Raw genomic sequence first — 15,218 nt, 5'->3', positions numbered from 1 at the left:
CCGTCAATTTAGCTGATACAAAGAGTGCGCAGCCTCACAATGGTGCGACAAACCGTGTCCGACCCGGACGCATCGTCCGGCGCACGACGCGCTACAATGGCGGCTTTTACCGATCATGAGGTGTGCGCTTTGACTGCTCCAGGTCCTTTGAATTCCGCTGCGGGCTCGCTTTATGTGGTGGCGACGCCCATCGGCAACCTGGATGACATCAGCGCCCGGGCGTTGAAGATCCTGCGCGAGGTGGCGCTGGTCGCCGCCGAAGATACGCGCCACTCGCAGCGGCTGATGCAGCACTTCGGCATTTCCACGCCGCTGGCAGCCTGTCATGAGCACAATGAGCGGGACGAAGGCAGTCGTTTCATCACCCGTCTTCTGGCAGGAGACAACGTCGCGCTGATTTCCGATGCCGGTACGCCGCTGATTTCCGATCCCGGTTATCACTTGGTACGGCAGGCCCGTACCGCCGGGATCAATGTGGTGCCGGTGCCAGGCGCGTGCGCTTTGATCGCGGCGTTGTCGGCTGCCGGTCTGCCGTCCGACCGTTTTATCTTCGAAGGCTTTTTGCCGGCCAAGGCCGTGGGGCGCAAAGCGCGCCTGGAAGCGATCAAGGAAGAACCGCGCACGCTGATTTTCTACGAGGCACCGCATCGCATTCTTGAATGCCTGCAGGATATGGAGGCGGTGTTCGGCGCTGATCGTCCTGCATTGCTCGCTCGTGAGATCACCAAGACTTTTGAAACCCTCAAGGGATTGCCGTTGAGCGAGTTACGGGCGTTCGTCGAGGCGGACAGTAATCAGCAGCGCGGCGAATGCGTTGTGGTAGTGGCGGGCTGGACCGCGCCGGAATCCGAAGACGCCGTCAGCAGCGAGGCGATGCGCATCCTCAATCTGTTGCTGGAAGAGATGCCGCTCAAGCGTGCGGCGGCCTTGGCGGCGCAAATCACCGGTGAGCGCAAAAACGTGCTGTACCAGGTGGCGCTGGATCAGCAAAAAGACGCGTAACCCGTCGCGCAGACCGGTTTGCGGGCTATTAGCGCTTGTTCTTCGGCGGCTCTGCCGTTAACCTGCGCGGCGGAGAGTCGATCGGACAGTCGCTGCCCTCTATGAAAATTAGGGGGGGGAGGAAAGTCCGGGCTCCATAGGGCGAAGTGCCAGGTAATGCCTGGGAGGCGTGAGCCTACGGAAAGTGCCACAGAAAATAACCGCCTAAGCGCTTCGGCGCCGGTAAGGGTGAAAAGGTGCGGTAAGAGCGCACCGCACGTCTGGCAACAGTTCGTGGCTAGGTAAACCCCACTTGGAGCAAGACCAAATAGGGTCCCAAGGCGTGGCCCGCGCTGGGACCGGGTAGGTTGCTAAAGATGTCCAGTGATGGCCATCGTAGACGAATGACTGTTCAAGACAGAACCCGGCTTACAGATCGACTCTCCACCTTTTTCTTTTCCCTGCTTGAATTAAAGGCGACAGGGCTGTTTATTATCAGCAGGCTTGCGCTGGAAACCCGGCAGCGGCAAACGCAGTAATAGCCATTTCCCACCTTGCTTCAATCAACAGCAGAAGCGCTTTTGTAATACCGAAAAAATCTTACTCTTAACAAATTACTTTAACTTTCGAGCGCAGCTTTCAGTGCTGCTTCAAGTTATTGGATAAAAGCATCCGCCAGATTCTCGTTGCTCCTCCTTTTATGCTCCTAAATCTCCGTTCTGTAAGGGTTTTCCTTTAATCCGCGCCTTGACGGTGTGGTGGGCGCATTCCTATAGTGTGCGCAAGTGGCGGAAAGTGGCATGAAGTGGGTTTTTTGAGCTCAAAACGATAAAAATTGGAGAAACGCAGACGTGTTTCGCGGAGCTAACGCTATCAGTCTCGATGCAAAGGGCCGTCTCGCCATGCCGAGCCGGTACCGTGACGAGCTCGATTCGCGCAGTTCCGGCCAGTTGATCGTGACCATTGACGCCGTTGATCCGTGTTTGTGTGTCTACCCGCTCGATGAGTGGGAAATTATTGAAACCAAGTTGCGCGCGCTTCCTTCGCTTCGTGAAGAGAACCGTCGTCTGCAACGTTTATTGATTGGTAATGCCGTTGACCTTGAGCTCGACGGCAGTGGTCGTTTCCTGGTGCCGCCGCGCCTGCGCGAATACGCGAAGCTCGACAAGCGCGCGATGCTGGTGGGCCAACTGAACAAGTTCCAACTGTGGGACGAAGATGCCTGGAACGCGGTTTCTGCCGCTGACCTGGCTGCCATACAACAACCGGGCGCCATGCCTGACGAACTGCGTGATCTGATCCTGTGACTATTGATAGCGGCTTTAACCACATCACCGTACTGCTTGACGAAGCCGTCGAGGCTCTCGCCGTACGTCCTGATGGCTGCTATCTGGACGGCACGTTCGGTCGCGGCGGGCACAGCCGGTTGATCCTGAGCAAGCTCGGGCCGGATGGTCGGCTCATCGGATTCGACAAGGATCCTCAAGCGATTGCCACCGGGCAAACGCTAGCGGCCGAAGACGGCCGCTTTGTCGTTGTGCAGCGCAGCTTTGCCGAGCTCGGTTCGGTGGTTGCCGAACAGGGTCTGGCCGGCAAAGTCAGCGGCATTCTGCTGGATCTGGGTGTGTCCTCTCCGCAGCTCGATGATGCCGAGCGCGGCTTCAGCTTCCTCAACGACGGCCCACTGGACATGCGCATGGATCCGTCCCGTGGCATCAGCGCAGCCGAGTTCGTCAACACCGCGCCGGTGGAAGAAATCGCCCGTGTGTTCAAGGAATACGGCGAAGAACGTTTCTCTGGTCGCATGGCCCGTGCCGTGGCCGAGCGCCGTGACATCACGCCGTTCGAGCGCACCGCCGATCTGGCCGAAGTCCTGAAAGTCGCCAACCCGGCATGGGAAAAGGGCAAGAACCCGGCAACCCGCGCTTTTCAGGGCCTGCGCATTCACGTCAACAACGAACTGGGCGATCTGGAAGCGGGTCTTGAAGCCGCGCTCGAATGCCTGGAAGTGGGCGGCCGTCTGGTCGTGATCAGCTTCCACTCGCTGGAAGACCGTATCGTCAAACTGTTCATGCGCAAGCTGGTGAAAGGCGAAGCCGACAACCTGCCGCGCAACCTGCCGGTTCGCCACGTTGCGTTCGAACCGAAAATTAAAGTCCATGGCAAAGCGCAGACGGCCTCCGACGCCGAACTCAAAGCCAACCCACGTTCCCGTAGCGCCGTCATGCGCGTCGCGGAGAAGCTGCGGTGAGCAAGCTTTTCGCCAAGCCACTGCCCGGCGGCAGCTTCTTCATGCTGCTGCTGTTCATCGGCGTGCTCGTGTCGGCCATCGGCGTGTCTTACAGCGCTCACTGGAACCGGCAATTGCTCAACACCCTGTACAACGAACTGAGCGTGCGCGACAAGGCGCAGGCCGAATGGGGGCGCCTGATCCTGGAGCAAAGCACCTGGACCGCCCACAGCCGGATCGAAGTACTGGCCACCGAACAACTGAAGATGCACATTCCCGGCGCGGCTGACGTGAAGATGGTGGCGCCATGATGAAACTCGAGGGGGCTCTTTTCCCATGGCGTTTCCGTCTGATGGTGGCACTGCTCGGCGTGATGGTTGCGGCCATCTGCTGGCGCATCATCGACCTGCAAGTGGTTGACCGAGACTTTCTCAAAGGTCAGGGCGACGCGCGCAGTCTTCGGCACATTCCGATTCCGGCTCACCGTGGTCTGATCACCGACCGTAACGGCGAGCCGCTGGCCGTGAGTACCCCGGTGACCACGCTGTGGGCCAACGCCAAGGAAATGCAGACCGCCAAAGAGAAGTGGCCGGCACTGGCCGCCGCGCTGGGGCAGGATCCGAAAGCCCTGGCCGAACGTCTCGAAGCCCAGGCCAACAAGGAATTCATTTATCTGGTGCGCGGGTTGACCCCCGAGCAGGGCCAGGCCGTGCTCGACCTGAAAGTGCCGGGCGTCTACGGCATCGAAGAGTTCCGCCGGTTCTACCCGGCCGGTGAAGTCACCGCGCACATGGTCGGGTTCACCGACATCGATGACCACGGTCGTGAAGGCGTCGAACTGGCCTACGACGAATGGCTGGCCGGCGTACCCGGCAAGCGGCAAGTCATCAAGGATCGGCGCGGACGGCTGATCAAGGATGTCCAGGTCACCAAGAACGCCAAGGCCGGCAAGCCCTTGGCGTTGTCGATTGACCTGCGCCTGCAATATCTGGCCAACCGCGAGCTGCGCAACGCGATCATCGAGAACGGCGCGAAGGCCGGCAGTCTGGTGATCATGGACGTGAAGACCGGCGAGATTCTCGCCATGGTCAACCAGCCGACCTACAACCCGAACAACCGTCGCAACCTGCAACCGGCGATGATGCGTAACCGCGCGATGATCGATGTGTTCGAACCCGGTTCGACCATGAAAGCGATCTCGATGAGCGCCGCGATCGAAACCGGCCGCTGGAAACCGAGCGACACCGTCGAGGTGTATCCGGGCTCCCTGCAGATCGGCAAATACACGATCAAGGACGTATCGAAGACCGAAGGTCCGGTACTCGACCTGACCGGCATTCTGATCAATTCCAGTAACGTCGGCATGAGTAAGGTCGCGTTCGATATCGGCGGCGAAACCATTTTCCGCCTCGCACAGAAAGTCGGCCTCGGCCAGGACACCGGCCTCGGCTTCCCGGGCGAACGTGTCGGCAACCTGCCGAACTACCGCGAGTGGCGCAAGGCCGAGACCGCGACGTTGTCCTACGGCTACGGTATCTCGGTGACCGCGATCCAGCTGGTGCACGCGTTCTCGGCGCTGGCCAACAACGGTCGCCTGGCACCACTGACACTGATCAAAACCGACAAGGCGCCGCAGACCACCCAAGTGCTGCCGGAAGCCGTCGCCAAAACCATGCAAGGCATGCTGCAACAAGTGATCGAAGCCCCGCGCGGCGTGTTCCGTGCGCAGGTGCCGGCGTATCACGTGGGCGGCAAGTCCGGTACCGCGCGTAAAACATCGGTTGGCACCAAGGGCTATGCCGAAAACTCTTACCGCTCGCTGTTCGCCGGTTTCGGCCCGATGAGCGATCCACGCTATGCAATCGTTGTGGTGATCGATGAACCGACCAAGGCCGGTTACTTCGGTGGTCTGGTCTCGGCGCCGGTGTTCAGCCGCGTGATGTCGGGCACCCTGCGCCTGATGAACGTTACCCCGGACAACCTGCCGACCACACAACAGGCCAACGCCACCCCGGTCGTTCCGCTGAAAGCCAATGGAGGGCGCGGCTGATGTCTCTGAGTCTGAACAAGATTTTCCCCCACGCCGGCCATGATCTGTTGATCCGTGAACTGGCGCTCGACAGTCGCAATGTACGCGCGGGTGATCTGTTCCTCGCGGTGCCGGGCGGCAAGTTCGATGGGCGTGCGCACATCGCCGACGCCTTGCAGCGCGGTGCTGCTGCGGTGGCCTATGAAGTGGAAGGCGCCACCGTGCTGCCGATCACCGAAGTTCCGCTGATTCCGGTCAAGGGCCTGGCGGCGCAACTGTCTGACATCGCCGGGCGTTTTTACGGTGAGCCGAGTCATCACCTGAACCTGATCGGCGTGACCGGCACCAACGGCAAGACCAGCGTGACCCAGTTGGTGGCGCAGGCGCTGGACTTGCTCGGCCAGCATTGCGGCATCGTCGGCACCCTCGGCTCCGGTTTCCACGGTTCGCTGCAAAGCGGCCTGCACACCACGCCGAATCCGATTGCCATGCAAGCGACCCTGGGCGACCTGAAAAAGGCCGGCGCCAAAGCCGTGGCCATGGAAGTCTCGTCCCACGGTCTGGATCAAGGCCGGGTTACCGCGCTGGCATTCGATGTGGCAGTGATGACCAACCTGTCCCGTGATCACCTCGATTACCACGGCACCATGGAAGCGTACGCCGAGGCCAAGGCCCGGCTGTTCGCCTGGAATGACCTGAAGTGCCGCGTGGTCAATCTCGACGACGATTTCGGCCGGCAACTGGCCGCTGAAAAGCGCGAGTCACGTTTGATCACTTACAGCCTGCTCGACAGCAGCGCCTATCTCTATGTGCGTGAAGCGCAGTTCGACGACGAAGGCGTGCGTGCCACATTGGTCACGCCGCAAGGCGAACGCCATCTGCGCAGCACGCTGCTGGGCCGTTTCAACCTGAGCAACGTACTGGCCGCCGTCGGCGCCTTGCTCGGTCTGGACTACGCCCTCGACGAAATCCTCAAGGTGCTGCCGAAGCTCGAAGGCCCGGCCGGACGCATGCAGCGTCTCGGCGGCGGCACTCAGCCGCTGGTGGTGGTCGATTACGCCCACACCCCGGACGCGCTGGAAAAAGTTCTGACTGCGCTTCGCCCACACGTCAAAGGCCAGCTGCTGTGCCTGTTCGGCTGCGGCGGTGATCGCGATCGCGGCAAGCGTCCGCTGATGGCCGAAGTGGTCGAGCGTCTGGCCGACCGTGTGCTGGTGACCGATGACAATCCGCGCACCGAAGACCCGGCGGTGATTTTCGATGATATCCGCGCCGGCTTCACGGCTGTGGACAAGGTGACGTTCGTGGCCGGTCGTGGCCAGGCCATCGCGCAACTGATTGCCGGCGCTTCGGCGGATGACGTGATCGTTCTGGCCGGCAAAGGTCACGAGGACTATCAGGAAATCAACGGCGAGCGCCATGCATTCTCTGATCTGGTCGAGGCGGATCACGCCCTGACCGCGTGGGAGGTGGCCCATGCTTAAGGCCCTGAAACTCAGCGAGCTGACCAGCGCGCTCGACGCCCGTCTGATCAGCGCCGACGCCAGTTTTGACGGCGTGAGCATCGACAGCCGTGCGATCAAGGCTGGCCAACTGTTTATTGCCCTGACCGGCCCGCGTTTCGACGGTCATGACTATCTGAATGAAGTCGCCGCCAAAGGCGCCGTTGCGGCATTGGTCGAGCGCGAAGTCGCCGACAGCACGCTGCCGCAATTGCTGGTCAAGGACACTCGCCAGGCGCTCGGCCAGCTGGGTGCCTTGAACCGTGCCGCGTTCACCAAACCGGTCGCTGCGGTTACCGGCTCCAGTGGCAAGACCACGGTCAAGGAAATGCTCGCAAGCATCCTGCGCACACGCGGTCCGGTGCTGGCGACCCGTGGCAACCTGAATAACGATCTGGGTGCGCCGCTGACCCTGCTCGAACTCGCCCCGGAACACAGCGCGGCGGTGATCGAACTGGGCGCCTCGCGTCTGGGTGAAATCGCCTACACCGTAGGGCTGACCAAGCCGCACGTAGCGATCCTCAACAACGCCGGGACCGCCCACGTCGGTGAGTTCGGCGGTCCGGAAAAAATTGTCGAAGCCAAGGGCGAGATCATCGACGGGCTGGCGGCCGATGGCGTCGCCGTGCTGAACCTCGATGACAAGGCGTTTGGTATCTGGAAAACCCGCGCCGGCGCGCGCAAGGTGCTGACGTTTGCCCTGAGCAACACTCATGCGGATTTTTACGCCAGCGATCTGGCCACCGATGCCCGTGGTTGTCCGGCGTTCAACCTTCACACCCCTGAAGGTGTGGAACGGGTTCAACTGAACCTGCTCGGCACCCACAACGTCGCCAACGCCATGGCCGCCGCCGCTGCCGCTCACGCCCTGGGCGTGTCGCTGTTCGGCATTGCCACCGGGCTTGGCGCGGTACAACCGGTCAAGGGTCGCACCGTCGCGCAACTGGCGAAAAACGGCATGCGCGTGATCGATGACACTTACAACGCGAACCCCACCTCGATGTGCGCGGCCGTTGATATACTCGCCGGCTTTTCCGGCCGCACCGTTCTGGTGCTCGGGGATATCGGCGAGTTGGGCGACTGGGCGGAGCAGGGGCACCGCGACGTGGGCGAATACGCCCGGGGCAAGGTTTCCGCGCTTTACGCTGTCGGGCCGAACATGGTCCACGCCGTGAACGCATTCGGTAACGAGGCGCAGCACTTCGGCACACAAGCCGAACTGATCCAGGCCCTCGGCGCCGAGCAGGACACAAACACCACCATTTTGATCAAGGGTTCGCGCAGCGCAGCGATGGAAAACATCGTTGCGGCCCTGTGCGGGTCCAGTCTGGAGAAACATTAATGCTGCTGCTGCTAGCGGAGTATCTGCAACAGTTCTACAAAGGCTTCGCGGTCTTCCAGTACCTGACCCTGCGCGGGATCCTCGGTGTGCTGACCGCGCTGGTCTTGTCGCTGTGCTACGGCCCGTGGATGATCCGCACCCTGCAGAACCGTCAGATCGGGCAGTCCGTTCGTAACGACGGCCCGCAATCGCACCTGTCCAAATCCGGTACGCCGACCATGGGCGGTGCGCTGATTCTGTCTTCGATCGGAGTCAGCACTCTGCTGTGGGCTGACCTGAGCAACCGCTACGTGTGGGTCGTGCTGCTGGTGACCCTGCTGTTCGGCGCCATCGGCTGGGTCGACGACTACCGCAAGGTGATCGAGAAGAACTCCCGTGGCCTGCCGAGCCGCTGGAAATATTTCTGGCAGTCGGTGTTCGGCCTCGGTGCGGCGATCTTCCTTTATATGACTGCCAGCACTCCGGTGGAAACCACCCTGATCCTGCCGATGCTCAAGGACTACAGCATTCCGCTGGGCGCGGGTTTCATCGTGCTGACGTACTTTGTGATCGTCGGTTCGAGCAACGCAGTCAACCTCACCGACGGCCTCGACGGCCTGGCGATCATGCCGACAGTGATGGTGGGCGGTGGCCTGGGCATCTTCTGCTACCTGTCGGGTAACGTGAAATTCGCTGAATACCTGCTGATTCCTTACGTACCGGGCGCAGGCGAGTTGATCGTGTTCTGCGGCGCATTGATCGGTGCCGGCCTGGGTTTCCTGTGGTTCAACACCTACCCGGCACAAGTCTTCATGGGCGACGTCGGCGCACTGGCGCTGGGCGCGGCCCTGGGCACCATCGCGGTGATCGTCCGTCAGGAAATCGTCCTGTTCATCATGGGCGGCGTGTTCGTGATGGAAACCCTGTCAGTCGTCATTCAGGTTGCCTCCTTTAAGCTGACCGGTCGCCGTGTGTTCCGCATGGCGCCGATTCACCACCACTTTGAACTCAAGGGCTGGCCCGAGCCGCGCGTGATCGTCCGTTTCTGGATCATCACCGTGATTCTCGTGCTGATCGGCCTTGCCACCCTGAAGCTGAGGTAGAACGAGTGTCTCTGATCGCTTCTGACCACTTCCGCATCGTTGTCGGCCTCGGCAAGAGCGGCATGTCCCTGGTTCGCTTCCTGGCGAACCGGGGCGTGGCGTTTGCCGTGGCCGACACGCGGGAAAATCCACCGGAACTGGCCACGCTCCAGCGTGACTATCCGCACGTGGAAGTGCGTTGTGGCGAGCTGGACGTCGAATTCCTGTGCCGTGCCGACGAGCTCTACGTGAGCCCCGGCCTGGCGCTGGCGACCCCGGCCCTGCAAGCCGCCGCGGCCCGTGGCGTGAAGCTGTCCGGCGACATCGAGCTGTTCGCGCGCAACGCGAAGGCGCCGATCGTGGCCATCAGCGGTTCCAACGCGAAAAGCACCGTCACCACGCTGGTCGGCGAGATGGCGGCTGCGGCCGGCAAGCGCGTGGCCGTGGGCGGCAACCTCGGTACGCCGGCGCTGGATCTGCTCAGCGATGACGTCGAGCTGTACGTGATGGAGCTGTCGAGCTTCCAGCTGGAAACCACCGACCAGCTCAACGCCGAAGTGGCGACCGTGCTCAACATCAGCGAAGACCACATGGATCGCTACAGCGGTCTGCCGGCCTACCACCTGGCCAAGCACCGGATCTTCCGGGGTGCGAAGCAGTTCGTGGTCAACCGCCAGGACGCCTTGACCCGTCCGCTGATGGGCGAGGGCCAGCCGTGCTGGACCTTCGGCCTGACCAAACCCGATTTCAAGGCGTTCGGCCTGCGCGAAGAGAATGGCGAGAAATACCTGGCCTTCGAATTCCAGAACCTGATGCCGGTGCGCGAGTTGAAGATTCGCGGCGCCCACAACCAGTCCAACGCCCTGGCGGCGCTGGCGCTCGGCCACGCGGTCGGGCTGCCGTTCGACGCCATGCTGGCGGCGCTGCGCACCTTCGCCGGTCTCGAACACCGTTGCCAGTGGGTACGTGATCTGGACGGCGTCGGTTACTACAACGATTCCAAGGCCACCAACGTCGGCGCTGCGCTGGCCGCCATCGAAGGTCTGGGTGCGGACATCGACGGCAAGGTCGTGCTGATCGCCGGTGGCGATGGCAAGGGTGCCGACTTCAAGGACCTGCGCGATCCGGTGGCGGCCCACTGCCGCGCCGTGATCCTGATGGGTCGCGACTCCGACAAGATCGGCGAAGCGATCGGCGATGCCGTACCGCTGATTCGTGCGACCACGCTGGTCGACGCGGTCGCCCAATGCCGCGCCGCCGCCCAGCCGGGTGACGTGGTGCTGCTGTCGCCGGCCTGCGCCAGTTTCGACATGTTCAAGAACTACGAAGACCGTGGTCACCAGTTCGTCCGCGCTGTGGAGGATCTGGCATGAGCTTGAGAAACATCATCAAGCCATACCCGTCGCCGCTCATTACCGGACGCGGAATCGACCTCGACTTCCCGATGCTCGCCGGTTGCCTGGCGTTGCTCGGTCTGGGCCTGATCATGATCGCCTCGGCATCGACAGAAGTCGGCGCGGCGCAGTCGGGCAGTGCTCTCTATTACATGACCCGTCACCTGATCTACGTGGTGCTGGGCCTCGGTGCCTGCATCGTCACGATGATGATTCCGATCGCCACCTGGCAGCGCCTCGGCTGGATGATGCTGATCGGTGCGTTCGGTCTGCTGGTGATGGTGATCATCCCGGGGATCGGCCGTGAGGTGAACGGTTCGATGCGCTGGATCGGTTTCAGCTTCTTCAACGTACAGCCGTCCGAGATCGCCAAGGTGTTCGTGGTGATCTACCTCGCCGGTTACCTGGTGCGTCGCCAGAAAGAGGTGCGCGAGAGCTGGATGGGCTTCTTCAAGCCATTCATCGTGCTGCTGCCGATGGCGGGCTTGCTGCTGATGGAGCCGGACTTCGGTGCCACCGTCGTGATGATGGGCGCTGCGGCGGCGATGCTGTTCCTCGGCGGGGTCGGGCTGTTCCGGTTCTCGCTGATGGTGGTGCTGGCGGTCGGTGCGGTGGTGTTGCTGATTCAGATGCAGCCGTACCGGATGGCGCGTCTGACCAACTTCGCCGACCCGTGGGCCGACCAGTTCGGCGCCGGTTATCAATTGTCGCAAGCCTTGATCGCATTCGGTCGCGGTGAATGGCTGGGCGTTGGTCTGGGCAACAGCGTGCAGAAACAGTTCTACCTGCCGGAAGCGCACACCGACTTCGTGTTCTCGGTTCTCGCCGAAGAGTTCGGCGCCGTGGGCTCGCTGTGCACCGTGGCGCTGTTCGTGTTCGTGTGTATTCGCGGGATGTACATCGGTCTGTGGGCCGAGAAAGCCAAACAGTTTTTTGCCGCTTATGTTGCCTACGGCCTGTCGTTCCTGTGGATCGGCCAGTTCCTGATCAACATCGGCGTGAACGTCGGCCTGCTGCCGACCAAGGGCCTGACCTTGCCGTTCCTCAGTTATGGCGGCAGTTCCCTGGTGATCTGCTGCGCCTGCCTTGGCCTGTTGCTGAGGATCGAGTGGGAGAGCCGGACCCACCTGGGCAGTGAAGAGATGGAATTCCATGAGAGCGACTTCGCCGAGGAGCCGAACCATGGGCGCTAACGTATTGATCATGGCCGGCGGCACCGGTGGCCACGTGTTCCCGGCGCTGGCCTGTGCCCGCGAATTCCAGGCGCGCGGCTACACCGTGCACTGGCTCGGAACGCCGCGCGGGATCGAGAACGATCTGGTGCCGGCGGCAGGTATTGAACTGCATCGCATCAACGCCACTGGCCTGCGTGGCAAGGGCAAGCTGTCGCTGCTCAAGGCGCCGTTGATGCTGCTGAAATCGGTATGGCAGGCGCGGGCGATCATTCGCCGCTTGCGGCCGGTGTGCGTGGTCGGATTCGGCGGCTATGTGACCGGCCCCGGTGGTCTTGCCGCCAAACTGGCCGGCGTGCCGGTGATCGTTCATGAGCAGAACGCCGTGGCCGGCACCGCCAATCGGTTGCTGGTGCCGTTCGCCGCCCGGGTGTGTGAAGCCTTCCCCGACACCTTTACCCTGTCGGACAGTCGCCGTACCACCGGGAACCCGGTGCGCAGCGAGCTGTTCCTCGAAACACCGCGCCCGGCCCTGGCCGGACGCAAGGCGCGTTTGCTGATCCTGGGCGGAAGCCTGGGCGCAGAGCCGTTGAACAAGTTGCTGCCTGAAGCCCTGGCACAAGTCGCTGCCGACTTGCGTCCGGAAGTGTTCCATCAGGCCGGCAGAAACCACGATGAAGTGACTGCAGAGCGCTACCGCGCCGCCGGCGTGGATGCGCAGGTGCAGCCGTTCATCAAAGACATGGCCCAGGCCTATGGCTGGGCTGACCTGGTGGTGTGCCGCGCCGGCGCATTGACCATCAGCGAACTGGCCGCCGCCGGTCTGCCATCGATGCTGGTGCCCTTGCCCCACGCGATCGACGATCACCAGACCCGCAACGCCGATTATTTGGCCCGTGAAGGCGCTGCCTTCCTGATGCCGCAAAGAACGACTGGTGCCGCGGACCTTGCCGCGCGCCTGACAGAGGTCTTGATGCAACCGCAACGACTCGAACAAATGGCCCAAGCGGCCCGCCGTCTGGCGAAACCCGAAGCCACCCGCAGCGTGGTCGATACCTGTCTGGAGGTGGCCCATGGTTGAGAATCAGAAAGCCATGCCGCAACCGGAAATGCGCCGCATCCGTCGCATCCACTTCGTCGGGATCGGCGGCGTGGGCATGTGCGGTATTGCCGAAGTGCTGCTGAACCTGGGCTATGAAGTGTCCGGTTCCGACCTGAAAGCTTCGCCGGTGACCGAGCGCCTGGCATCCTTCGGTGCGCAGATCTTCATCGGCCACCGTGCCGAGAACGCCGCTGCCGCCGATGTGCTGGTGGTGTCGAGCGCCGTCAACACCTCCAACCCGGAAGTCGCGACTGCGCTGGAACGCCGCATCCCGGTGGTGCCGCGTGCCGAAATGCTCGCCGAGCTGATGCGCTACCGCCACGGCATCGCCGTCGCCGGTACCCACGGCAAGACCACCACCACCAGCCTGATCGCTTCGGTATTCGCCGCCGGTGGTCTGGATCCGACCTTCGTCATCGGTGGCCGTCTGAACGCCGCGGGCACCAATGCCCAGCTCGGCACCAGCCGTTACCTGATCGCCGAGGCCGATGAAAGCGACGCCAGCTTCCTGCACCTGCAACCGCTGGTGGCCGTGGTCACCAACATCGACGCCGACCACATGGCGACCTACGACGGTGACTTCAACAAACTGAAGAAAACCTTCGTCGAGTTCCTGCACAACCTGCCGTTCTACGGGCTGGCGGTGATGTGCCTGGACGATCCGGTGGTGCGTGAAATCCTGCCGCTGGTCAAGCGTCCAACCGTGACCTATGGCTTCAGCGAAGACGCCGACGTGCGCGCGATCAATGTTCGTCAGCAGGGCATGCAGACCTTCTTTACCGTGCTGCGCCCTGATCGCGAGCCTCTTGATGTGTCCGTGAACATGCCGGGCAACCACAACGTGCTCAATTCCCTGGCGACCATCTGCATCGCCACCGACGAAGGCGTCAGCGATGAAGCCATCGTCCAGGGCCTGTCCGGCTTCCAGGGTGTCGGCCGACGCTTCCAGGTCTACGGCGAGCTGCCGGTGGACGGCGGCAACGTGATGCTGGTCGACGACTACGGTCACCACCCGACCGAGGTCGCAGCAGTCATCAAAGCCGTGCGTGGTGGCTGGCCGGAGCGCCGTCTGGTGATGGTCTACCAGCCGCACCGTTACAGCCGCACCCGCGACCTGTATGACGATTTCGTCAATGTCCTGGCCGACGCCAACGTGCTGCTGCTGATGGAAGTTTATCCGGCCGGCGAAGAGCCGATTCCGGGCGCGGACAGCCGCAAGCTGTGCAACAGCATCCGCCAGCGCGGTCAGCTCGACCCGATCTACATCGAGCGCGGCGTCGATCTGGCGCCACTGGTCAAGCCGCTGCTGCGTGCCGGCGACATTCTGCTGTGCCAGGGCGCCGGTGACATCGGCGGCCTCGCACCGAAACTGTTGAAAAGCGAGTTGTTCGCCGGTGCCGTGGCGGCATCGGTCGAGGGGAAGTTGAAATGACTGCTGCCTACGCCAACCTGTTCTCCACCATCGCCCCGAAGGATTTCGGCCGGGTGGCCGTGCTGTTTGGTGGCCTGAGTGCCGAGCGTGAAGTCTCGCTGAAGTCCGGCAACGCCGTGCTCAGTGCGCTGCAAAGCGCAGGCGTGGACGCATTCGGGATCGACGTCGGCGCCGATATCCTGCAGCGCCTGCTGAGCGAAAAGATCGACCGTGCGTTCATCATCCTTCACGGTCGCGGCGGTGAAGACGGCAGCATGCAGGGCCTGCTTGAAGTGGCCGGCATTCCGTACACCGGCAGCGGCATCCTGGCTTCGGCACTGGCGATGGACAAACTGCGCACCAAGCAGGTCTGGCACACGCTGGGGATTCCGACGCCGCGTCACGCCGTGCTGCGCAGCGAGGCCGATTGTATTTCGGCAGCGACGGAACTGGGCTTCCCTTTGATCGTCAAACCGGCGCATGAAGGTTCAAGTATCGGGATGGCCAAAGTGACTTCCGCGTCCGAGTTGATCGACGCATGGAAAGCGGCCAGTACCTACGATTCGCAAGTGTTGGTCGAGCAATGGATCCACGGTCCCGAGTTCACCATCGCCACCCTGCGTGACCAGGTGTTGCCTCCTATCGCCCTGGGTACGCCACACACGTTCTACGACTACGACGCCAAGTACATCGCCAACGATACCCAGTATCGGATTCCGTGCGGGCTCGATGCCGCCAAGGAAAAAGAACTCATGGACCTCACGGCGCAAGCCTGCGAGGCGCTGGGTATTGCCGGTTGGGGTCGGGCGGACGTGATGCAGGACGCCGACGGCAAGTTCTGGTTCCTGGAAGTCAACACCGCTCCCGGCATGACCGATCACAGCCTGGTACCGATGGCGGCGAAAGCGGCCGGTCTGGATTTCCAGCAGCTGGTCCTGGCCATTCTGGCCGCCAGTGTCGATGCCGATGGCAAGAAAGAGGCGCGAGGTTAAGA

General features: G+C 62.3%; 13 protein-coding genes and 1 other RNA gene. All 14 read left to right on the top strand.

The window, feature by feature from the left end:
• The first annotated feature begins 96 nt into the window (after nt 1-96).
• The 14 genes from rsmI to ACEN93_RS11555 all read left to right on the top strand — a co-directional run bounded on the left by rsmI (nt 97) and on the right by ACEN93_RS11555 (nt 15,216).
• Nucleotides 97-1,002, top strand: coding sequence for a 16S rRNA (cytidine(1402)-2'-O)-methyltransferase (gene rsmI, locus ACEN93_RS11620; protein WP_495611433.1), 906 nt, complete (start codon nt 97-99; stop codon nt 1,000-1,002).
• 73 nt (nt 1,003-1,075) lie between these two features.
• An RNA gene (gene rnpB, locus ACEN93_RS11615) (RNase P RNA component class A) lies at nt 1,076-1,429 on the top strand.
• A 403-nt stretch (nt 1,430-1,832) separates the two neighbouring features.
• Nucleotides 1,833-2,288 (top strand): division/cell wall cluster transcriptional repressor MraZ, encoded by a 456-nt coding sequence (mraZ, locus tag ACEN93_RS11610; RefSeq protein ID WP_007917012.1) that lies wholly within the window; start codon nt 1,833-1,835, stop codon nt 2,286-2,288.
• Complete coding sequence (gene rsmH / locus ACEN93_RS11605) at nt 2,285-3,232, top strand: 16S rRNA (cytosine(1402)-N(4))-methyltransferase RsmH (RefSeq protein ID WP_039766256.1); 948 nt, start codon at nt 2,285-2,287, stop codon at nt 3,230-3,232. Before mraZ ends, rsmH begins: the two co-directional genes overlap by 4 nt.
• Entirely contained in the window at nt 3,229-3,522 is a 294-nt protein-coding gene (ftsL, locus tag ACEN93_RS11600; RefSeq protein WP_007956777.1) for a cell division protein FtsL, read from the top strand. Before rsmH ends, ftsL begins: the two co-directional genes overlap by 4 nt.
• Nucleotides 3,522-5,261: a peptidoglycan D,D-transpeptidase FtsI family protein gene (locus ACEN93_RS11595; protein ID WP_170844883.1), complete on the top strand. Its 1,740-nt coding sequence runs from the start codon at nt 3,522-3,524 to the stop codon at nt 5,259-5,261. Before ftsL ends, ACEN93_RS11595 begins: the two co-directional genes overlap by 1 nt.
• Complete coding sequence (locus ACEN93_RS11590; RefSeq protein ID WP_085610962.1) at nt 5,261-6,724, top strand: UDP-N-acetylmuramoyl-L-alanyl-D-glutamate--2,6-diaminopimelate ligase; 1,464 nt, start codon at nt 5,261-5,263, stop codon at nt 6,722-6,724. Before ACEN93_RS11595 ends, ACEN93_RS11590 begins: the two co-directional genes overlap by 1 nt.
• Nucleotides 6,717-8,084: a UDP-N-acetylmuramoyl-tripeptide--D-alanyl-D-alanine ligase gene (locus tag ACEN93_RS11585; RefSeq protein WP_495611432.1), complete on the top strand. Its 1,368-nt coding sequence runs from the start codon at nt 6,717-6,719 to the stop codon at nt 8,082-8,084. Before ACEN93_RS11590 ends, ACEN93_RS11585 begins: the two co-directional genes overlap by 8 nt.
• Nucleotides 8,084-9,166, top strand: coding sequence for a phospho-N-acetylmuramoyl-pentapeptide-transferase (gene mraY, locus ACEN93_RS11580; RefSeq protein ID WP_007956769.1), 1,083 nt, complete (start codon nt 8,084-8,086; stop codon nt 9,164-9,166). Before ACEN93_RS11585 ends, mraY begins: the two co-directional genes overlap by 1 nt.
• Nucleotides 9,167-9,171: 5 nt before the next feature.
• Nucleotides 9,172-10,518 carry a UDP-N-acetylmuramoyl-L-alanine--D-glutamate ligase gene (murD, locus tag ACEN93_RS11575; protein WP_039766248.1) on the top strand — a complete coding sequence of 449 codons (1,347 nt, stop codon included), beginning with the start codon at nt 9,172-9,174 and terminating at the stop codon, nt 10,516-10,518.
• Nucleotides 10,515-11,732, top strand: a complete 1,218-nt coding sequence (ftsW, locus tag ACEN93_RS11570) for a putative lipid II flippase FtsW (protein WP_495611431.1) — start codon at nt 10,515-10,517, stop codon at nt 11,730-11,732. The genes murD and ftsW overlap by 4 nt, the downstream gene beginning before the upstream one ends.
• On the top strand, nt 11,722-12,792 hold the full coding sequence (murG, locus tag ACEN93_RS11565; RefSeq protein WP_495611430.1) for an undecaprenyldiphospho-muramoylpentapeptide beta-N-acetylglucosaminyltransferase: 1,071 nt from the start codon (nt 11,722-11,724) through the stop codon (nt 12,790-12,792). The genes ftsW and murG overlap by 11 nt, the downstream gene beginning before the upstream one ends.
• Nucleotides 12,785-14,245, top strand: a complete 1,461-nt coding sequence (gene murC / locus ACEN93_RS11560) for a UDP-N-acetylmuramate--L-alanine ligase (RefSeq protein WP_495611429.1) — start codon at nt 12,785-12,787, stop codon at nt 14,243-14,245. Before murG ends, murC begins: the two co-directional genes overlap by 8 nt.
• Nucleotides 14,242-15,216 carry a D-alanine--D-alanine ligase gene (locus ACEN93_RS11555; RefSeq protein ID WP_039766243.1) on the top strand — a complete coding sequence of 325 codons (975 nt, stop codon included), beginning with the start codon at nt 14,242-14,244 and terminating at the stop codon, nt 15,214-15,216. The genes murC and ACEN93_RS11555 overlap by 4 nt, the downstream gene beginning before the upstream one ends.
• Nucleotides 15,217-15,218: the final 2 nt, after the last annotated feature.

The organism is Pseudomonas sp. Pseusp21 (genome assembly GCF_059492145.1).
This window is presented reverse-complemented; position numbering and strand designations above follow the sequence as displayed.